The 19,628-nt window shown below is 42.1% G+C and carries 19 protein-coding genes and 2 pseudogenes; 13 read left to right on the top strand and 8 right to left on the bottom strand.

Annotation, left to right across the window (positions count from 1 at the left end; all coding sequences use genetic code 11):
* Window positions 1-95 precede the first annotated feature (95 nt).
* The 4 genes and pseudogenes from PS3_RS06780 to PS3_RS06765 all read left to right on the top strand — a co-directional run bounded on the left by PS3_RS06780 (window position 96) and on the right by PS3_RS06765 (window position 5,505).
* Window positions 96-1,199 (top strand): annotated as a pseudogene (locus PS3_RS06780) (AEC family transporter).
* A 21-nt stretch (window positions 1,200-1,220) separates the two neighbouring features.
* On the top strand, window positions 1,221-2,930 hold the full coding sequence (oxc, locus tag PS3_RS06775) for an oxalyl-CoA decarboxylase (RefSeq protein ID WP_040468506.1): 1,710 nt from the start codon (window positions 1,221-1,223) through the stop codon (window positions 2,928-2,930).
* An 11-nt stretch (window positions 2,931-2,941) separates the two neighbouring features.
* A pseudogene (gene frc, locus PS3_RS06770) lies at window positions 2,942-4,284 on the top strand (formyl-CoA transferase).
* Window positions 4,285-4,302: 18 nt separating this feature from the next.
* Window positions 4,303-5,505: a CaiB/BaiF CoA transferase family protein gene (locus PS3_RS06765; protein WP_040468504.1), complete on the top strand. Its 1,203-nt coding sequence runs from the start codon at window positions 4,303-4,305 to the stop codon at window positions 5,503-5,505.
* A 52-nt stretch (window positions 5,506-5,557) separates the two neighbouring features.
* On the opposite strand, the gene PS3_RS06760 is transcribed toward PS3_RS06765, so the two are convergent.
* On the bottom strand, window positions 5,558-6,403 hold the full coding sequence (locus PS3_RS06760) for a MetQ/NlpA family ABC transporter substrate-binding protein (RefSeq protein WP_007122459.1): 846 nt from the start codon (window positions 6,401-6,403) through the stop codon (window positions 5,558-5,560).
* Window positions 6,404-6,831: 428 nt separating this feature from the next.
* Window positions 6,832-7,383, bottom strand: coding sequence for a folate family ECF transporter S component (locus PS3_RS06755; RefSeq protein WP_040468502.1), 552 nt, complete (start codon window positions 7,381-7,383; stop codon window positions 6,832-6,834).
* 298 nt (window positions 7,384-7,681) lie between these two features.
* Here PS3_RS06755 and PS3_RS06750 point away from each other — a divergent pair, with 298 nt between their 5' ends.
* Together PS3_RS06750 and PS3_RS06745 are read left to right on the top strand one after the other, a co-directional pair.
* A complete protein-coding gene (locus PS3_RS06750) occupies window positions 7,682-8,233 on the top strand; it encodes a cysteine hydrolase family protein (protein ID WP_007122458.1) in 552 nt (183 codons plus the stop codon).
* 18 nt (window positions 8,234-8,251) lie between these two features.
* A complete protein-coding gene (locus PS3_RS06745; protein WP_007122457.1) occupies window positions 8,252-8,809 on the top strand; it encodes a DapH/DapD/GlmU-related protein in 558 nt (185 codons plus the stop codon).
* A 50-nt stretch (window positions 8,810-8,859) separates the two neighbouring features.
* Here the strand turns inward: PS3_RS06745 and PS3_RS06740 are convergent, their stop codons facing one another.
* Both PS3_RS06740 and PS3_RS06735 read right to left on the bottom strand, forming a co-directional pair.
* Entirely contained in the window at window positions 8,860-9,705 is an 846-nt protein-coding gene (locus PS3_RS06740) for an SDR family oxidoreductase (RefSeq protein WP_007122456.1), read from the bottom strand.
* Window position 9,706: 1 nt separating this feature from the next.
* A complete protein-coding gene (locus tag PS3_RS06735) occupies window positions 9,707-10,168 on the bottom strand; it encodes an Rrf2 family transcriptional regulator (RefSeq protein WP_007122455.1) in 462 nt (153 codons plus the stop codon).
* A gap of 175 nt (window positions 10,169-10,343) precedes the next feature.
* On the opposite strand from PS3_RS06735, the gene PS3_RS10510 reads away from it, so the two are divergent.
* Genes PS3_RS10510 through PS3_RS06710 form a run of 5 tightly spaced genes read left to right on the top strand, consistent with a single transcriptional unit; the run spans window position 10,344 to window position 14,175 of the window.
* Window positions 10,344-11,204 (top strand): glycine betaine ABC transporter substrate-binding protein, encoded by an 861-nt coding sequence (locus PS3_RS10510; RefSeq protein ID WP_235719997.1) that lies wholly within the window; start codon window positions 10,344-10,346, stop codon window positions 11,202-11,204.
* The gene (locus PS3_RS10505; protein WP_040468498.1) at window positions 11,205-11,837 is read left to right on the top strand and encodes an ABC transporter permease; all 633 of its coding nucleotides are present in this window, start codon (window positions 11,205-11,207) and stop codon (window positions 11,835-11,837) included.
* Window positions 11,830-12,591, top strand: coding sequence for an ATP-binding cassette domain-containing protein (locus PS3_RS06720; protein ID WP_007122454.1), 762 nt, complete (start codon window positions 11,830-11,832; stop codon window positions 12,589-12,591). The genes PS3_RS10505 and PS3_RS06720 overlap by 8 nt, the downstream gene beginning before the upstream one ends.
* Window position 12,592: 1 nt before the next feature.
* Window positions 12,593-13,219 (top strand): ABC transporter permease, encoded by a 627-nt coding sequence (locus PS3_RS06715; RefSeq protein WP_007122453.1) that lies wholly within the window; start codon window positions 12,593-12,595, stop codon window positions 13,217-13,219.
* A gap of 2 nt (window positions 13,220-13,221) precedes the next feature.
* The gene (locus tag PS3_RS06710) at window positions 13,222-14,175 is read left to right on the top strand and encodes a zinc-binding alcohol dehydrogenase family protein (protein ID WP_007122452.1); all 954 of its coding nucleotides are present in this window, start codon (window positions 13,222-13,224) and stop codon (window positions 14,173-14,175) included.
* A gap of 44 nt (window positions 14,176-14,219) precedes the next feature.
* Here the strand turns inward: PS3_RS06710 and PS3_RS06705 are convergent, their stop codons facing one another.
* The 4 genes from PS3_RS06705 to PS3_RS06690 form a co-directional block, all read right to left on the bottom strand.
* Window positions 14,220-15,443, bottom strand: coding sequence for an L-lactate MFS transporter (locus PS3_RS06705; protein WP_040468497.1), 1,224 nt, complete (start codon window positions 15,441-15,443; stop codon window positions 14,220-14,222).
* A 367-nt stretch (window positions 15,444-15,810) separates the two neighbouring features.
* Window positions 15,811-16,218, bottom strand: coding sequence for a VOC family protein (locus PS3_RS06700; RefSeq protein ID WP_007122451.1), 408 nt, complete (start codon window positions 16,216-16,218; stop codon window positions 15,811-15,813).
* A gap of 19 nt (window positions 16,219-16,237) precedes the next feature.
* Window positions 16,238-16,981 (bottom strand): hypothetical protein, encoded by a 744-nt coding sequence (locus tag PS3_RS06695; RefSeq protein WP_040468495.1) that lies wholly within the window; start codon window positions 16,979-16,981, stop codon window positions 16,238-16,240.
* A 38-nt stretch (window positions 16,982-17,019) separates the two neighbouring features.
* Window positions 17,020-18,030, bottom strand: coding sequence for a zinc-dependent alcohol dehydrogenase family protein (locus PS3_RS06690; RefSeq protein WP_040468493.1), 1,011 nt, complete (start codon window positions 18,028-18,030; stop codon window positions 17,020-17,022).
* Window positions 18,031-18,233: 203 nt separating this feature from the next.
* On the opposite strand from PS3_RS06690, the gene PS3_RS06685 reads away from it, so the two are divergent.
* A complete protein-coding gene (locus tag PS3_RS06685) occupies window positions 18,234-19,217 on the top strand; it encodes a LacI family DNA-binding transcriptional regulator (protein WP_007122449.1) in 984 nt (327 codons plus the stop codon).
* A 98-nt stretch (window positions 19,218-19,315) separates the two neighbouring features.
* Complete coding sequence (locus PS3_RS06680; protein ID WP_050950880.1) at window positions 19,316-19,582, top strand: hypothetical protein; 267 nt, start codon at window positions 19,316-19,318, stop codon at window positions 19,580-19,582.
* Window positions 19,583-19,628: the final 46 nt, after the last annotated feature.

Below are 19,628 nucleotides of genomic sequence, written 5' to 3'. Positions count from 1 at the left end.
GTTATAATAACATTGTAAAGAAGATTTAAATATTTCGGCCGCTTCTTTGCTTTCAAGTTTTTGATCAAGCAATTTATATGAGGGGAGTGATCAAAATGGTAGATATTCTAGTAAATGACATTATCCCAATTCTAGTGATCATGATTTTAGGATATCTGTGTGGAAAGTTCTATTTCTTTGATGACGACCAACGACAAGGATTGAACAAATTAGTCTTAAATATTGCTTTACCAGCAGCTTTGTTCATCTCAATCGTCAAAGCCACCCGAGAAATGTTTGTTAAAGATATTGTCTTAACCTTGATCTCAATTGTGGGGGTCACTGGATTATTTATGTTGTCTTACTGGTTGGATAAGGTAATGTTTCATCGGACAACCCAAGAAGCAGCCGTTTGTGCTTTAATTGCCGGTTCCCCAACCATTGGTTTCTTAGGATTCGCGGTTTTGGATCCGATTTATGGAAACAATGCCACGACTAACCTGGTTATTGGGATTGTTTCCATCGTGGTTAATGCTATCACGATCCCAATTGGTCTAGCCTTAGTTAATAAGGGGCAAGCTAATGACCGGAAGAATGCGGGGCAAACTGATGAAAAGACAGGTGAGGTCGTAACGGCACCAGTTACCGATGAAGAATGAAAAAGGCATTGAACGGGAAATCGATCTGATGCGGGCCGAAATTCGGAACCACGAAGGTCGGGCGAAGAAAGAACCAAATAATTCTTTTGGTGAAGCTGTGTTAAATGCTTTGAAACAACCTGTTGCTTGGGCACCATTACTAGCAGTTGTCTTTGTTTTAGTTGGTATTCATATTCCAACTTCATGGGCACCAAGTTTTGACTTGATCTCCAAAGCTAACTCGGGGGTTGCCGTCTTGGCAGCCGGATTAGCGCTCTCAACGGTTAAGTTCTCGATTGATAAAGAATCGCTCTGGAATACCTTCTATCGGTTAATCTTGACGCCTGCCGTGATTGTGATTGCAGCTTACCTATGTGGAATGGGATCCGATCCAAGCAAGATTTCGATGCTGGTCTTAGCCACTGGTTTACCACCAGCATTCTCCGGCATCATCATTTCCAGTCGGTACAACATCTATGTCAAGGAAGGGGCTAGTTCGGTGCTCTTTCTACCGTCGGATTTGCGGCTTCTTGTATCTTCTGGATCTGGTTCTTACCAGTGATCGCTAACTTGTTCCACTAAATTAATGGGGAGGACATACTCATGACTCAAACAAATGTATACAATGGCGCTGAATTGTTAATTGCCGCACTCAAGAAAAACAATGTTAAAAATATTTATGGTTTAGTTGGCATTCCCGTAACGGATTGGGCTCGAATGGCTCAAGAAAAAGGACTTGATTACTATGGCTTCCGGCGGGAAGATTCGGCTGTTAATGCCGCAGCGGCAGCGGGGTATCTTAATGGTGAACCTGGCGTGGCGTTGACCGTTTCTGCACCTGGGTTCTTAAATGGATTAGTTGCTTTGGCGGAAGCAACCAAGAACCGTTTCCCAATGATCATGCTATCGGGATCTTCGGAACGGCCAATTATCGACCTTGATCGAGGAGATTATGAGGGTTTGGATCAATACAATGTTGCCAAACCACTGGTAAAAGCGGCATATCGAATTGATCGGCCCGAAGATGTTGCTTTAGGGATTGCTAGAGCTGTCCGGACGGCGGTGTCAGGTCGCCCTGGTGGGGTTTATGTTGATATCCCAGGTCAAATGCTAGGTGAAACTTTAGAAAGTGACCTACCAATTGAAGACTTGGTATATGCCCCAGTTGATCCTAGTCCAGCGGTAGTGCCAAGTGATGCAGCTATTGATCGGGCGGTCAAATTATTGAAGAGTGCAAAGCACCCATTAGCTATTATCGGGAAAGGGGCGGCTTACGCTCAAGCTGAAAACGAAGTAAAGGACTTTATCGAAACGACCAAGATCCCATTCTTGCCAATGTCAATGGCTAAAGGAGTATTACCTGATACCCATGAATCCAGTGCGGCTGCTGCGCGCTCATTATCACTCGGTGGCGCCGATGTTGTTCTCCTGTTAGGGGCACGGTTAAATTGGTTACTTTCTAATGGTGGCAAGCCATTTAGCCCGGATGCTCAATTTATTCAAATTGATATTGATGGGACCGAAATGGACTCTAACCGACCAATTCAAGCCCCAATCGTTGGTGATTTAAAGTCAGCCTTAACTAAGTTGAATCTGGCGGTCAAAGCCGCTGGCATTCAGGCACCGGCAGATTGGTTAACGGCTATCAATGACAAGAAGGAAGCAAATGCCGAAAAGATGGCCAAGGCCATGAGTACGGCCGATACCAAGTATCCAATGGGCTTCTATGGCGTCTTAAAACCAATTAAGGACTTGATTGCCGCTAACCCTGATACATATCTAGTATCCGAAGGAGCCAATACCCTTGATATTGGTCGGAACGTCATTGACATTCTCCAACCGCGGCATCGTCTCGATACTGGGACTTGGGGAGTCATGGGCATTGGCATGGGCTATGCTGCCGGTGTTGCCGTAGAAACTGGTAAACCAGTGATTGCCCTTGAAGGGGACTCGGCCTTTGGTTTTGATGCAATGGATATTGAAACGATTTGTCGTTATAACTTACCAGTGATTGTTGTTGTCATTAACAACGGTGGGATTTACAAAGGAACCTCCCACAGCACGGCCGTTGAAGTTGATCGGCCTGATCCAACGAAGCTGGACATCGATGCCCACTATGACATGTTAGCGACGGCCTTTGGTGGCGATGGCTACTTTGTAGAGAAACCAGATGAATTCCAAGATGCCTTACAAAAGGCTTACGCTGCCGGAAAACCAGCAATTATTAACGTCAAGATTGATCCAAATATGGGGGCTGAATCGGGTCACATTGGTAACCTTAACCCTGATATTCGGGATAAGAGTAATAACTAATCGAGGAGGATATGATCATGGCTGAAACAGATTTTGCACCATTAAAGGGAATTAAAGTTGTTGACTGGACTCAAGTTCAATCAGGTCCATCCTGTACACAATTGCTTGCTTGGTTGGGGGCCGAAGTTATTAAGATCGAACGTCCAGATACTGGGGACCCAACTCGGAACCAATTATTAGATATTCAAGATTCATGGGGGATGTACTATCTCCAATTAAACGCTAACAAGAAGTCCTTAACCTTAAACATCAAGACCGATGAAGGTAAGAAATCATGACCGATCTCTTAAAGAAGGCCGATGTTTTTGTCGAAAATGTTCGTCCAGGATCGGCGGAACGAGCCGGCTTTGGTTGGGAACAAGTTCACCAAATCAATCCACGTTTGATCATGGGGTCATTAAAGGGCTTTAACCAGGGCTCCCGCTTTGAAAATGTGAAGGCTTACGAACCAGTGGCCCAATCCGCTGGTGGGGCCGCTTCGGCAACCGGTTGGAACAAGGGCGAAGATAATGTGCCAACTCAATCCGCCGCTGCTTTAGGTGACTCTAACTCCGGGATGCACTTAACCATTGGGATTTTAGCCGCCTTAATGCAACGGGAACGGACTGGTGAAGGGACCTACGTTTACCAATCAATGCAAAATGCCGTCATGAACCTTTGCCGGATCAAGCTGCGGGATCAAGTGATGCTAGACAACCTAGGGGCTTTGCCACACTACGCCGTTTATCCTGATTATGATTGGGGCAAGGCTGTTCCGCGGGCTGAAAACACTGAAGGTGGGGAAGTTATTGGTTGGACTTACAAGGCGAAAGGTTGGGAAACTGATCCAAATGCTTATGTCTACATTGTTATTCAAGATGCCAACAAGTCTTGGGAAGCCATTGCCAACACCATGGGCCACCCTGAATGGATTGATGACGAACGCTTCAGTGATTGGCAACACCGTCAATTGCACAAGGAAGAAATTTATCCATTGATTGAATCCTATACTAAGCAATATGATAAGTATGAATTAACCGAAAAACTGGGTGCCGCTGGGGTTCCAGTTGGCCCAGTGCTTGATTGGTACGAACTGGAAAATGATCCCGAGTTAAACGAAGATGGGACGATCATTACCATTGACCAAGGTGGTAACCGGGGTAAATTCAAGACGATCGGGTTGCCATTCTCGATGGCTAACTACAAGCCTGATTACAAGCGGGCCCCTGACTTAGGTGAAAACAATAATGAAATCCTGGCTGATCTTGGTTACAGTGATGAACAAATCAAGGGTCTTGAAGATGACGGGACGATTGCCAAGGCCCGGGGACCAAAGAACCCGCGGCGGGAAGTAATTAAGGGTAAGCAAAACTAGGTATTGAGGAGGTCAATCATGACACAAGCACGGACAGAACCAAATTATCGGGGACAAGAAATTCATAATCCACATCTCGATCCCAATAAGCCCTATGCGCTTGCTGGTTTGTTGGTGGTTGACCTTACTCATGTCTTATCCGGTCCCACTTGTACTAGGATGTTGGCAGATGCTGGCGCCCGTGTAATTCATGTTGAACGGAAGGGGAGCGGTGATGATACCCGCTCCATGGGACCATATCTGGCTGATGGATCAAGTGAGTACTTTCGGATTGCGAATGCCGGCAAAGAATCGATTTCACTTGACTTTAAGGATCCAGACGATTTTGCCTTGCTCAAACGCATGATTGCTAAAGCAGATGTGATAGTCGAAAACTTCCGTCCCGGTGTAATGGCACGTTTAGGGCTTGATCCGGAAGAACTTGTAAAAGAATATCCGCGCTTAATCGTGGCTTCAATTTCGGGCTTTGGTCAATATGGACCCATGAGTAAGCAAGCGGCTTATGACACGATTGTTCAAGCTTTATCAGGTATCATGGACGCCACTGGAAGTCAAGATGGCCCGGCGACCCGCGTGGGAACCTCCATTTCTGATATTGTCGCGGGGATCATGGGCTATGCGGCAATTACAACCGCCCTGGTGGCCCGGGAACGGACAGGTCAGGGAACGACCGTGGATGTCGCAATGCTAGACACTACCTTCAGTCTGATGGCACAAGATTTGATGACCGCCTTAGGTCCTCATCAAATTCCGCACCGGATCGGGAATCGGCATCCTTACATGTATCCCTTTGATACCTTTGCATGTCAGGATCAACCATTAGCAATCTGTTGTGGGAATGATCATCTTTGGTCGCTCTTGAGTAATGCTTTAGGACATCCCGAATGGATTGACCAAGCAAACTTTAAGACCAATGATTTACGTGAAGCCAACTGGCAAGCTGTTAAAGATGCGCTTGAAGGAGTCTTAAAATCCGATTTGGCTGAGAATTGGCGGGATAAGTTAGAAGCAGCGGGGGTACCCGTAGGAATTGTCTTAAATGTTGATCAAACTCGCCGCCTCCCACAAATTATTGAGCGGGGAATGGTGAAAGCTTTACCAGATGGGCGTGAGGTGATTGGGACTCCGATGAAATTCGGTACTTGGAATTCATGGGGCGCCAAAGTGGACTCACCGCAATTGGATGCCCAAGGGGAAGCCATCCGCCAAGAATTTTCATAGAATTTACGCCGCAAAAAAGGGTTGAGATTTTTCTCAACCCTTTTTACTGTGCTTATTTAAAACTCATGTCCCAAGCTGGCAATTCAGCTGTTCCGTAGAACTTCTTAATCAATCGCTTAGTTTCAGCTGTTTGGAGGGACTTCACAACGTCCTTGTAGACTTGCTTGTTCTTGTCCTTCTTGTTAGCTGCAATCACGTTGACCCATTGGGCAGAATCAGCATTAGTCGGTTCGACAAAGATGGCATCTTTGTAATTCAAACCTGCTGCATTGGCGTAGTTGGTGTTTACTACGGCTGCATCAACGTCACTTAAGGAACGGGCAACTTGTTCCGCTGATAATTCCTTAATCTTAATGTTCTTAGTGTTATTAGTAATATCGCTAACCGTTGCTAGAGTAGTCCCTTTCTTCAAGGAGAACAAACCAGCGTTCTTCAAAGCAAAGAGAGCCCGCGATTCGTTAGTAGCATCATTTGGTACGGCGATTGTGGCACCATCAGGAATATCACTAACACTCTTGTACTTGTCAGAGTAAAGGCGGATTGGGGTAATCCAAGTGTCACCAATGGCAACGATATTGGTTTTATGAGCCTTATTCCATTGCTTTAAGAAAAGCTTGTGTTGGAAGGCGTTTAAGTCAATATCACCATTCGTCAAGGCCTTGTTGGGTTGGTTGTAGTCGGTAAATTTCTTAAACTTTAAAGTAATCCCATACTTATCTTTAGCAGTTTTCGCAACTGAGTCCCAAAGTTGGTCATCTTGTTTAGTTCCCGACATAATCCCAATTGTCACCGTCTTAGCAGCTTGTTGTTGGGGCCGTACAAAGCTAAAGTAGCCCCCAATAACAACAACCAGTAAAATAATAATACCAATTAACCAATTCCGTGTCTTCTTACTCATCTTCTATTTCCTCCTAAAATCGTAATCAACGCTTTCAACAACAGGTGAGGGAGTCATAAAAAAACTCGCCCTCTGATCAAAATGATCAAAAAGGACGAGTGAACGTGTTACCACCTTTATTCGTTAGGACCTCACAATCCTAACCTCATTGAGTTACTAATCTATAACCCAGCGATGATAACGTTCGCTACTCCGTTAATGGCTGTGACACCATTACCATTATTTCCAACCCATCTTCAAAGTACCTGCGCCATCTTTTTGCACCAACCAAAGATTCTCTAGGGATCGCAACTACTTTTACTCTGCTGTTCAAAACGTTTATTAAAATTCTATGAAGTTATCTTAATTTAATCCTTAGTAGTTGTCAACAAAATTTTAAATTTTTCTGAAGAAAGTAAAAAAGAAGCTGTCAGGGCAGCTTCCAAAATTTATTGATAAATATAACGTTCCAGCCGAGCTTTTAGAAGACTATTCAGCAGATAATAAACTACGATGGCTTCAATTGGCCAAGTTACCACTTCTTTAAGCATCCGGATCGCAAAAGGAACGGGCGTTAAAATGGAGGATACCCCCATCATGACCAACCACAAGGTTCCCAAGATAACGTTTGAAATCAAAATTTGCACAAACATGTAGGTGAAGATCCGCTTTAAGGTAGGCTTTTGTTGATATAAAAAGGCACCGGCAATAATTCCAGAAATTAATGACGAGAAAGTATAGCCAGGGAAGAACATCGAGCCCCCAAAGTTAAAGATGGTATTAGAAATGATATCATCAAAAACCAAGATAATTCCGGACAACCAAGGACCGAGATAATAACCCATCGGGGCAGTAACTAAAAAGCCGAGTCCAATTTGTACTAATTGAGCACTCCCAATGGCTGGAATAAATCCAACCACAATCTTAAGAGCTAAAAATAAAGCGCTAATGGTAATAACGCGGGCAGTGATTTTGGGACCGCGCCATGATAATAAATGCATTGATACATCTCCCTTCGAAATTATTTGTCAGGGAAACATAGACCGTTCTAATTTCCTGTGGTGAATGCGGAAAGCTTAAGCGGACCCTGATCCTGTTTCCAACGTTCACATTCCGTTCCGTTGGACGTTAACTACGGGCTTTCCTACCCCAACAAACAGGGAATAGTTTACTAGCTTTCAAAACAATAATCAAGATTTATGGAATTTTATTCGGCTTTAATTTGTTATTCAGATAAAAGAATTTACAAGGGTGCGGAAACAAGCTATTGTTAAGAAAGAAATTTAATGAGGTGGATTTATGTTAGCAGATGCTTTATTAATTATCGATTATACAAATGATTTTGTAGCCCGCCATGGGGCCTTGACCTGTGGTGAACCAGCCCAAAAGATTGCGGCTAACTTGGTCCAATTAGCTAACCAATATTTAGAAGCAGGGAAATGGGTGATTTTGCCGACGGATGTTCATGTGGCTGATGATCCTTATCATCCAGAAACTAAACTCTTTGCAACCCACAATGTACGTGATAGTTGGGGTCGCGAACTATATGGCGAGTTAGATCAGTGGTATCACCATCATCAAAATGATCCCCATGTGATGATGATGGATAAAACACGGTATTCATCTTTTGCGGGGACGACTCTAGATTTAGATTTACGAGCCCGACAAGTTAGTTCGGTGGCCTTAACGGGGGTGTGCACTGATATTTGCGTTTTGCATACAGCCGTTGATGCTTATAATTTAGGATACCAAATCACGGTTTACGAAGATGCAGTTGCGACCATGACCGAAATGGGTCAGGAATGGGCCCTAAATCACTTTAAAAACGTTTTAGGTGCGAAAATCCTATAAATTTAAGGGGGTTCAGTAATGGATGTTTATCAACGGGCCGCAGCTGGTGAACCGCTGGATATGCGGACGGATCAGGAATATCATGAGGTTTTAGGGCCGGAAATGGTACGTTCTCGAACCCTGTGTCATCGGATTAATATGTTGGATCCATACGATCCGCAAGTGCGGGACTTGTTTGATGATCTCTTTGAAGGGCGCTTACCGCAAAGCTCAACCATTTTAACGCCAGTCCAGATCGATCGCGGAAAAACAATCACCATTGGTGAGGATACATTTATTAACTGGGGTTTTAATACCGTTTCCACGGGTGGAATACACATCGGCAACCATGTCCAAATTGGGCCGAATGTGGCTTTATTGACGGCCAATCATGACCTAAATGATTTACAGATTATTTATTGTAAACCGATTGTTATTGAGGATGGTGCCTGGTTAGGTGAGGGCGTTAAAGTTACGCAGGGTGTCACCATTGGTGAAGGGGCGATTGTTGCTGCTGGAGCCGTCGTGACTAAAGACGTTCCTGCCAATGCAATCGTTGGTGGCTGTCCAGCAAAAATTATTAAAGACCATAAATAGCATTGAAAAACCAGCTTAGTTGATTGCTAATCACTAAGCTGGTTTTATCATTAATGATAATTAGCCTTTAAAAAATTTTCCATATCGATCGGTTTGCGTCCAGTTATGAACTCAAAATCATTGGTAACCGTGCTTAACAAGCCCATGGCCCCGCCAGCATACATGGACGCTAGTTCATCACCGTCACCATCCTCAGCATAAATTTGACCAAATTCTTGTGTGGTGACTGGTTGATAGCCGATGGTTTGGCCGGTTACCTTTGACATAATTGCTGCTAATTCTGGCATGGTGTAGGCAGTTTCTTGTGACAGGGTATAAGTTTGTCGACTCGATCGGATAGTGGGGTTTGTTGCCGCGGTTGCAAAAGCTTCCGCACAGTCATCAATCGCGATAAAGGCCATTTTTTGGTCCCCAACGGGATAGATGATTGCCTGGCGGTCAATTAATTCTGGAAGATAAGGAACTAATGGGTCAGCATAAAGCGCGTCTTTTAAAATGACATAATTTAAGCCGCTTTGTGCTAATAAATCAGGCATTTGATGATAAAAAGGCGCCATCACAAAGGGATTATTGGCCTGATCAGCAATAAAGCTCATGGCCACAATTGCATCAACGTGCTGATCGCGTGCAGCCGTAATTACATTCTTAAGTTCCTGCAGACGATCAGCTGTCACGTAGGTTTTACTAGGGATATAAACGAGGACGTTGACCTTTTGAAAGGCACGCTTTAATGAATCAAGGTCCATAAAATCAGCGGGACGATACTCGATGTTGTCGGCAGGTCGTGGCCGATGAACCAAGCCGAATAGGTGATCATCCTTTTGCAATTTGGGGATTAAATGTTCAACAATCTGATGACCCAGATGACCACTGGCACCAGTAACTAGATAATTCATTTTATAACTCCTGTCGTTGTTTTAATTCTTTCTTACTCTGTGAAATCTTGATTTGATTAACGACGTCCGCAATTGTCCGTTGTTGTAACTTAGCCATTGCCGCTTGCTTGGCATCTTCATAATAGCTCTCAAGAACACCCTGAATGTTACCACCGACGATACAATTAGGATTGGTGTCGTAGTCAATTTCAAAAAGCGGATGGGGACCGGATGCTTCTTCAATTGCTAGATAAACGTCGTAAAGACTAATTTCATCTAAAGGCCGGGTAATTTGAGGATTGGCAGTTCCTTTAGTGGTTTTTAACAATCCGGCTTTTCGGAGTTGGATCATAATTTGCCGAACCATGACAGACGAGGTCTGAATACTAGAAGCAATAAAATCACTCGTTAATTTTTGATTTTGATAGATATCAAGAAAACAGATTAGATGGATGGCATCGCTAAAACGGGTTGATATACGCATACTATTTTCTCCTTTCATGTAAATTGATACATTACAATTATAGACGATCAATGCCAGATGTCAATCATTTGACAAATAATATGAATGTGCTATTGTAACTATATAAATAACATGAAAGGCGGCTAACATGAAAAAATCAACCTGGTTTAAATGGGGATATTTGCTAATTGCGACAATGCTAGTTATTGGTATCTTGAGTCTATTTCGTAATCGTGTTCACCAGTCAATTGTGATTGGATCAAAAAATTTTACAGAAAGCCAAGTGGTTAGTGAAATCTATGCCATTGCGTTAGAAAAGCATGGTTACCAAGTGACCCGGAAGCAAAATATTTCGAATTCAGTGGTTTACAATGCTTTAAAAACTGGCCAAATCGATTTATATCCAGAATATACCGGGACAATTGTGCAAGCTTATTTAAAAAAGTCAACTACTGGAAAATCTGCTAAACAAATCGCTCAAGTGGCTAAAAATGGAGTCATTAAAGATGGTTTAACCACGCTGAAATATGCGCCTGGAAATGATAGCCAGGGAATGGCTATTCGAACGAGTATTGCCAAAAAATATCACATTTATACTTTAAGTGAACTGCAAAAGCAAGCCAACAAGGTCCGCCTAGTTTCTCAAGGAGAATTTGATCAACGTTCTGATGCTTTACCGGGAATGAATAAATTATATGGTAAATATAATTTTAAATCGGTCAAAGATTATGATGATAGTCTGAAATACCAGGTTGTTGATGCAGGCCAAGGCGATGCCTTCCCAGTTTCAACGACTGAAGGACAACTAACCGAAACAAATAAATATACGGTGCTAAAAGATGATAAGGGCTTATGGCCAGCCTATAATTTAGTGCCCTTAATTAGAGAACAAACTTTAAGTCAAAATCCAAAGATTGCGACGATTTTGAATCAGGTTGATGCCAAACTAACAACTAAAACTTTGATGCAATTAAATCGGCAGGTTGATGTTGATGGGCAAAATTATCGGACCGTTGCCAAGCAATGGTATCAAGAAAACTTCAAGGAGGGCGATTAAATGTTGCAAGAAATCATCCAGTATTTCCAAAAAGATCAGGGTCAATATTGGCAACTGCTTGGTCAACATCTCGCTCTTTGTTTGATTACTTTACTGATAGCGATGGTAATTGCCTTTCCGGTCGGCTATTGGGCTTCGAAAAGTCGACAAGTGGCAACTATTTGTACTTTATTTGCGCAAGCTTTACGAATCATTCCTAGCTTAGGGCTCCTATTTATTTTGATTCCAATTATTGGAACGGGTGAATTACCAGCAATTATTGCACTAGTGATCTTAGCCATACCACCCATTTTGATTAATACCATTATTGGGTTAACAACAGTTGATCCAATCTATCTTGAAGTTAGTCGGGCGATGGGGATGAAAAATTGGCAAATTTTATGGCAAGTGCAATTCCCACTTGCTTTACCAATTATTTTAAATGGCATCAAATTATCTTTAATTGAGGTCATCGCAAGCGCAACTTTAGCCACCTATATTGGAGCTGGTGGCTTAGGAACCTTAATTTTTACAGGGTTGGGATTATATGAAATGAGCTATGTTGTGATTGGCGGGCTTAGTGTTGCCCTGATTGCTTTATTGACTTTACTGTTATTTGATCTTTGGATAAAAAAGGTGACGATTCATGACTAAAGAAGTAATTAAATTCGACCACGTTTCAAAAAGTTTTGGTAATCATCAGGTCATTAAGGATCTTAGTTTTACAATTAATGCGGGTGAATTTATCACGATTTTAGGCACTTCCGGATGTGGGAAAACGACTACCTTGAAAATGATTAATGGCCTTTTAACCGCTAGCTCCGGTCAGGTATTAGTAAATGGCTTAGATCCTCAAACAACTGATCTTGTAACCTTACGGCGCCAAATTGGTTATGTGGTTCAACAGGTTGGTTTATTCCCCCATATGACGATTGCTGATAATTTGTCGATTACCCCTAAATTAATGGGCTGGGATCAAGAACAAATTAAGCAACGTAATCAAGAGCTACTCAAGTTAGTTGATATGGATAAGGGAGACTATTTAAAGCGTTATCCACGGGAACTATCAGGTGGTCAACAACAAAGAATTGGGGTGGCACGCGCCTTGGCAGCGAACCCGCCTATTGTTTTATTCGATGAACCGCTGGGAGCTTTAGATGCCTTAACCCGGTTAAATTTACAAGAGGACTTGAAGAAGCTTCATCAGCAATTAAATGATCATACCTTCGTTTTAGTCACTCATGATATTAATGAAGCCTTTTTCTTGGGGCAACGCGTCATGATTATGGATCAAGGCCATATCGAACAGTTTGCAGATCCGCAAACCATTATTGATCAACCAGCAACGCCATTTGTAAAAGCTCTTTTACAGACCGAAATTGATCATCAACAAATCTGGGGGGAGTGACATGATTAGTTATTGGCAAGCCAATAGTTCGATGATTCTAACTGATACTTGGCAGCATCTGCAATTAGTGGGCGGAGCGCTAATTATTGCCTTAATCATTGCGACTGAATTAATTGTGCTTTGTTTAGGTCACGATCGTTGGTTAACGGTATTAAACCACGTTTTTTCCTTAGCCTATTCAATTCCTAGTTTTGCTTTATTTGCCCTCTTGATTCCAATTACTGGTTTAGGACGATTAACGGCAGTGATTGTGCTGGTGGTCTATTGTGAATATGTTTTATTACGGTCATTCGTTAGTGGAATCGAATCGGTTGATCCAATTTTAATTGAAGTTGCGAAAGGAATGGGGATGACTGATACCCAGGTCCTAATCAAGGTGCAATTACCCTTAGCCTTACCTAGTATCTTTGGTGGTTTGCAAATTGCATTAGCATCCACAATGGGGATTGCGACGATTGCCGCCACCATTAATGCGGGCGGTCTGGGCGAATTGCTATTTGCAGGTTTACAATCACAAGCAATGGCACCGATTCTTTGGGGGATTATCGCTACCGTGCTGTTAACTTTGATTGGTGCCGGAATCTTAAAAATGATTGAACGAGTATTAGTTTCAGATAAGGTGGGATAAAAATGAAAGCAATTGTGATTCATGAGCCAGGTGGTCCCGAGCAATTAAAGTATGAAGAAGTACCAACACCGGTAGTCAAACCAGGTTGGTCCTTGGTAAAAGTTAAAGCCTTTGGAATCAATCATTCCGAAGTGTTTACCCGTCAAGGTCTATCACCATCGGTTAACTTTCCACGGATCTTAGGCATTGAATGTGTCGGTGAAATTGTTGAATCTACCGATCAAAAATTATCTGTAGGACAAAAAGTAGTTTCTTTGATGGGGGAAATGGGGCGTGATTTTGATGGCTCCTATGCTGAATACGTCTTATTACCAAATCATCAAATTTATCCCATCAATTCCCAGCTAAGCTGGACAGATTTAGCCGCTTTACCGGAGACCTACTATACTGCTTTTATTTCTCTCAAAAATATGAAAATCGATGCTAATCACCAGGTCCTTGTGCGGGGAGCAACAAGTGGGGTCGGGGTGGCTTTTGTTAATTTATTAAAGAGTCAATTCCCTGATATTAAAGTGTCTGGGACCACTCGCTCAGTTCAAAAGACTGATCAGCTATTAGCGGCCGGGTTTGACCAAGTGGTAATTGATGATCAAAATCACCTTCAAACGACCCTCAGTTTCGATCGAGTGTTAGAACTAATTGGTCCTTTAACCATTAAAGATACCTTCCAACATGTCTATGAAGGGGGAATTGTTTGTATTACTGGTCTGTTAGGTGGTCAGTGGACGTTAAATGATTTTGATCCAATTATGGATTTAGCCCCTAATTCATATTTGACGAGTGGTTATTCCGGCAATGTTTCGGCTGAGAAGTTCAACGAATTACTTGCTTTCATTGAACGATATCAGGTTAAGGTTACGCCGGAAAAGATTTTTTCACTTCCCGAAGTACCAGATGCTCACCGGTATCTTGCTAGTCAACAAAGTTTTGGTAAAGTGGTTGTTAAAGTTGATTAGACTAAAAAACATCCTCAGGTCAATTGACCCGAGGATGTTTTAGGTTATTCATAATTTTTTACGTGTTTGAAAGTGGCGCGAATGGCAATGGCAATAATCAATGCAATAGCATCAATCAAAATGAAAGTAATGAGGGTGACTGTATAGCCATGGAGAACTTGGTGCGTCCATGAAAGAATAACTGGTCCAACCATGCCGGCTACTCCCCAGGCAGTTAAGACATAACCGTGGATGGCTCCCAGTTGTTTAGTCCCAAAGACATCACTTAAGTATGGTGGAATAACTGAGAAACCAGCACCATAACAAGATAAGAGGAGACAAAGAGCTACCACAAAGACAAATTGAATATTGAGAAGCAACATTGAACCTAGCATTAAGATATCAACCACAAAGATCAAGGTAAAGGTAAAAGGACGACCTAAGTAATCTGACAAAGTAGCCCAAACCAAACGACCAAAACCGTTGAAGAGACCAATAATCCCAACCATTAATGCGGCTGCTCCGGCAGACATTGAAGTCATTACTTGCGCCATCGGTGAAGCGGCAGAAACTAAGCCAATGCCACAAGTAATGTTAATAAAGAACATGATCCATAAAAAGATGAAAGTAGGCGTTTTTACCGCTTGATTAGCGGTTAGTTGCGCTCCAGTTAGAGAACGACTTTCCATTTGCGCTAATTCAGCTTCTGGAACTTCACCAGGACGCGGTTTACGAATAAATTGGGCCGCAATAATCATAAAGATAAAATAGGCAACTCCCAAAATATAGAAGGTATTTACTACATTGACCGAATCCATTAAAGCTTGGGCGATCGGACTTGTTAACATCGCCGCAAATCCAAAGCCCATAATTGCTAATCCGGCAGCGAGCCCTTTTTTATCAGGGAACCACTTAATAATTGTTGAAATCGGGGTAACATAACCAGATCCTAAGCCAATTCCACCAATAAAACCATATCCTAAATAAAGCAAGGCCAAACTATGGGAGTGAATCGCAAAACCAGTGATCAGCATGCCAGAACCATAACAAAGGGCAGAAACGGATCCGGTAACGCGAGGACCGAACTTTTCGACCGCATGGCCCATAAAGGCCGCAGACATGCCTAAAAAGAAAATAGCAATGCTAAAGGCAAAGGATACCGCTGATTCGGACCAGCCGGTTTCTTTAATAATTGGGGAACTGTAAACACTCCAAGCATACACCGAACCAATCATTAAATGGAGAACCACCCCAGCCGTAGCGACAAGATAACGAGTTGCAGATTTCAAATTAAAGATCTCCTTCCAAATACATCTTTCGAACTATATAAAGATCAAAGCGACTTATTGTTCGTTATTTGCATAATAACACTTAAAAAACATAATTACAATCTACTAAAATCCGAACATACTAAGATTGATGTTCGGATTTTAGTGATTTTTAAGAACTTTGATTAGCTTTGGGAAAGTTACCTAACAAATTCTCATCATTTTCCATGCAAAAAGCGTGATAATCCCGAATGTTTTCATCATCTTTTAATTCGATTGCGAGGGAATGGAACCTAATATTTTTCAAAAAAATTTTTTGGACTCAAAAAGTCTGCTTGAGGAAATCCCAAGCAGACCTTAATGAACACATATTTATTGGATTGGTTAATTATTTAACAATTTCACAAAATTCCAACGTTTCATCGTTGGGACCAGCGATATTAAAGAACTTGATCCCTTTATCCCAGAAGTCTAAATGTTGAACTTCGTTTTCCTTCATTTGGTAGCCGGCGGCTTTAGCTGCTTTGTAAGCCGCATCCGCATCAGAAGTATTAAAGGAAAGGTGGTTGATGGCCCCGGTTTGACGAACGGCCCCGTCACCAGTCCAGATTTCTAAGGTTAAGTGACCTAACGTCATGAAAACTACTTGATTACCTTGATCATCTGTATCAAAGTTTCCGTTCATTTTGAAACCAAGACCGGCGTAAAAGTCGACCGTCTTCTTCAAATCATCGGTTGGTAAACCAACGTGTTGTAGATCATCAAAATAACCAGCTAAACTCTTATTAAAAGCCATAATAGAACATCTCCTTAAATTAAAATCCTAAGTCAAGGGCTTGGTGCTTTAAACTAGGGAAAATATGGCGGTCTCCCCAGCCAGTAATCCACCCTTGAAAGGCGAAGGCGAATAAGGTTCCAAGTCCAAAATTATCAATTTGATGGGTCATAATAATCGCGATAATTGCCATAATGGTAGGCGGTAAATATGAAACCCACATGGAAATCGTAGAATTACCTTTAAAAAACTTAAAACGTAAAATTTGAAATAAATCATCAGCCGGGTGAAGTACCAGATTAGCCCGTTGGTAAATCGAAATCGCAATGGCAATCAAAGCAACCCCGAAGAAGTTGACTAATGTATACACGATCGTCATCACAATTCCATGAGCATCCGGCATAATAGCGTTAAATAGGTTTGAAAACCATTGAATGAAAAGGGAGAAGGGAACCAAAAAGGCGATATTACCACCAATTCGTTTCCAATCCAGTTTTCTTAACAAAATAGCATTTAGAAAGGAAATACATAAACCTAGTAACATGAAGGCCCAAAAGAGCGTCCATTTCTCATTCCCTAAAACGGCAATCCCCAAGTTATTTTCGGCCGCGGTCCAGTAAGCAGATCCTAAAAATTGTGGATGAATATGCGAACTGGTAACTAAAGTCAAAACATTTCCCAACGAATTAATAACAATTGATAGTGCGAAATAAGCAATTGATTTTGACATTGAGATCGTCCGCTCTGTTTTCAAGGGCGTAGGATCGACTGATTTATTTTCCATGATTCAATTTTCTTCTCTCTTATGAATCGGTAATCAGGTTAGGCTTCTTCGCCACCCACCTTAACGATTGCCTTTGAAACTTTACCTAATTTGCCAGCTACGAAATCTTCGACTTCACTTAATTCAAGTTCGTGTGAGAACAATGGTAATGGATCAACCTTACCAGAAGCCAGGAGGGCAATTGAGTCTTCAAAAGTATATGGGTTGATGAAGGCCCCTTGAATGGTCAATTGCTTTTGGAAGACATCGTAAGTATTAACAGAGAACTTGTCATCTGGGTTACCAACCCCAAACATCAAAACTTGAGCCCCACGAGCAGCAGCGTGAAGGGCTTGTTCTTGCGTTTCTGGAGTTCCTACGGCTTCGATAACGATGTCGTATTCAGCTTCTGGAATTTCATCCGTAACTGTGTTAAGGGTCTTAACGCCAAAGTGTTCGCGGTTATTAGCTAACTTTTCATCGTTCCGGCCACCAAGGGTAACTTCATGAACTCCGCTAGCTTGTAAGATTTGGGCAAATAATTGACCTTCAAATCCATCACCTAAAACAAAGGCTTTTTGGTAAGGGTGCAGATCTAATAAGTCAACCCCGTGCATCGCACAAGAGATTGGTTCGATGACCGCTGCGGCCTTTAAAGAAACACTATCTGGAATTGGATAGACCACCTTAGCAGGGGCAGTGAAGTATTCTTCAAAACCACCATCCCGCGTTACCCCAACAGCGTCTAAGTGTTCACATAATTCTTGACGTTGAGTCCGGCAGTACTTACATTGACCACAGTAGATGTTAGGGTCAACGGTTACCCGGTCACCAACCTTAACGTTAGTAACAGCGGAGCCAACTTCTGCGACGACCCCTGAGTTTTCGTGTCCCAAAACAATTGGTGGCACCGCTTCAGCTGAACCAGGTAGACCTGCATAAAGGGCCTTGTCAGTCCCACAGATCCCAGCAAAAGCCGTGTGAACTAATACTTCGTCCGGCTTAATTGTTGGTTTATCGTAATCTTGAACTTCGAGTTGCTTTAAACCAGTTAAAACTAATGCTTTCACAATAATTCCTCCATTTGTGATAAAAAATACAAACATTTACGGTTAGTATCATATCTTTATGTCAACCGGTTGTCAATGTTTAAATAACCATTTTGATATAATCGTTACTAAAAAAATTAATTATTTGCCTGGAGCGCTTCCATTATCAATGTTCAAATCCTAGGCGTCATTGTATAATGGAACTCTAAGGAGGATAGGAACTGATGAACCAACGAGTAAAATTAGATGACGTTGCTGAAAAGGCAGGAGTCTCCAAAACAACCGTCTCACGAGTCCTTAATCATCGGGGGTATTTAAGCGACCAAACAATCAAAAAAGTCCATCAGGCCATGGAGGAGTTACATTATCGCCCAAATGTGGTTGCAAGACATTTGTACCATCAAAAAACTAATCAAGTTGGCTTGGTTTTCCCCACGGTAAACGATCCCTTTTTTGCCCACTTGGAATCACGCTTAGCCTATGAATTATATGAACGTGGCTATGCGACCTTAATGGGCAATAGTCAAAATAATCCTGATAAAGAACGACGCTTTTTACATTACTTGCTTGACGGGCAAATTGATGGCTTAATCGTCGGGGCCCATAATCAAGGCCTATCTGAATATCAAGAAACGAATTTGCCGATTGTTTCAATTGAGCGTTGGGTAGCACCCAAGATTCCAATTGTGGCTTCGGATAACTATGCCGGTGGTTTAATGGCGACCCAAAGACTATTGGACGATGGTTGCCAAAACATTATTCATACTAACTATCCGCGGCTGGAATCGTCAACCAACCAACGCCGGCAACAAGCCTATGAAGATTTAATGATTCAGCATCATCGGCAACCGATTACCTATGAAGTTAACTTTGATTCACCAGTAGAAGATAAGGTGGCCATCTTTAAAAAGATTTTTGCCGAACATCCTGAGGTTGACGGGATTGTAGCTGATAATGATACCAACGCTAGTTTAATCATTCACTTAGCCCAAGAGCTTGGTTATCAAGTTCCGGACCAATTAAAAGTGGTTGGCTTTGATGGGGCCGATACGACGCAAATCTTAATGCCGGAGCTAACCACCATTAAACAACCGATTAATGATTTAGCTTCAACAGCCGTCGATTTATTAATTAAACGGATTAATGGCGAAGAGAACGTCGCTTCCGTGATTTTACCAGTCACTTTACACGAAGGAACGACCGCTTAGAAATAAAAATTTTCGGTTACCGGTTGACATTTTTATGAAAGCGTTTTATTCTTACCCTGAATCTTGTAACAAAGTCATTTAGACAGGAGCAAAGAATCATGGAAGAAAAAACGTTTATTAGTTGGTTGGGGAAGATTGCGAGTGTTATTGCAATCTTAATATATGTGTCGTATGTTTTTAATATTATTCAAAATTTTCACGGGAATCCTGTGTCATGGGAACAGCCTTTTGTAGCTGGTATTAACTGTTCTTTATGGAGTATTTATGCCTACTTTAAACAACATCGGGATTGGCCAGTTTTCTGGGCTAACTTCCCTGGGGTCTTTTTTTCTTTTGCAACGGTAATTACTTGTTTTTGGCACTAAGCTGGTGAATGCACGGTATGGTTTCGTATCGTGCATTCGCTTTTTT

The organism is Limosilactobacillus gastricus PS3, assembly GCF_000247775.1.
In the GTDB taxonomy this organism is placed as follows: Bacteria; Bacillota; Bacilli; order Lactobacillales; family Lactobacillaceae; genus Limosilactobacillus; species Limosilactobacillus gastricus_A.
The sequence above is the reverse complement of the archived record's forward strand: the minus strand, read 5'-3'. Positions and strand labels throughout refer to the sequence as shown.

Bases quoted from the DNA above. Each gene is read 5' to 3' on its own strand.
- PS3_RS06695 (WP_040468495.1), bottom strand. From the start codon at position 16,981: ATGGAAAATAAATCAGTCGATCCTACGCCCTTGAAAACAGAGCGGACG.
- PS3_RS06735 (WP_007122455.1), bottom strand. From the start codon at position 10,168: ATGCGTATATCAACCCGTTTTAGCGATGCCATCCATCTAATCTGTTTT.
- PS3_RS06740 (WP_007122456.1), bottom strand. From the start codon at position 9,705: ATGAATTATCTAGTTACTGGTGCCAGTGGTCATCTGGGTCATCAGATT.
- PS3_RS06765 (WP_040468504.1), top strand. From the start codon at position 4,303: ATGACACAAGCACGGACAGAACCAAATTATCGGGGACAAGAAATTCAT.
- PS3_RS10505 (WP_040468498.1), top strand. From the start codon at position 11,205: ATGTTGCAAGAAATCATCCAGTATTTCCAAAAAGATCAGGGTCAATAT.
- PS3_RS06680 (WP_050950880.1), top strand. From the start codon at position 19,316: ATGGAAGAAAAAACGTTTATTAGTTGGTTGGGGAAGATTGCGAGTGTT.
- PS3_RS06720 (WP_007122454.1), top strand. From the start codon at position 11,830: ATGACTAAAGAAGTAATTAAATTCGACCACGTTTCAAAAAGTTTTGGT.
- PS3_RS06760 (WP_007122459.1), bottom strand. From the start codon at position 6,403: ATGAGTAAGAAGACACGGAATTGGTTAATTGGTATTATTATTTTACTG.
- PS3_RS06685 (WP_007122449.1), top strand. From the start codon at position 18,234: ATGAACCAACGAGTAAAATTAGATGACGTTGCTGAAAAGGCAGGAGTC.
- PS3_RS06715 (WP_007122453.1), top strand. From the start codon at position 12,593: ATGATTAGTTATTGGCAAGCCAATAGTTCGATGATTCTAACTGATACT.
- oxc (WP_040468506.1), top strand. From the start codon at position 1,221: ATGACTCAAACAAATGTATACAATGGCGCTGAATTGTTAATTGCCGCA.
- PS3_RS06710 (WP_007122452.1), top strand. From the start codon at position 13,222: ATGAAAGCAATTGTGATTCATGAGCCAGGTGGTCCCGAGCAATTAAAG.
- PS3_RS06745 (WP_007122457.1), top strand. From the start codon at position 8,252: ATGGATGTTTATCAACGGGCCGCAGCTGGTGAACCGCTGGATATGCGG.
- PS3_RS06750 (WP_007122458.1), top strand. From the start codon at position 7,682: ATGTTAGCAGATGCTTTATTAATTATCGATTATACAAATGATTTTGTA.
- PS3_RS06755 (WP_040468502.1), bottom strand. From the start codon at position 7,383: ATGCATTTATTATCATGGCGCGGTCCCAAAATCACTGCCCGCGTTATT.
- PS3_RS06700 (WP_007122451.1), bottom strand. From the start codon at position 16,218: ATGGCTTTTAATAAGAGTTTAGCTGGTTATTTTGATGATCTACAACAC.
- PS3_RS10510 (WP_235719997.1), top strand. From the start codon at position 10,344: ATGCTAGTTATTGGTATCTTGAGTCTATTTCGTAATCGTGTTCACCAG.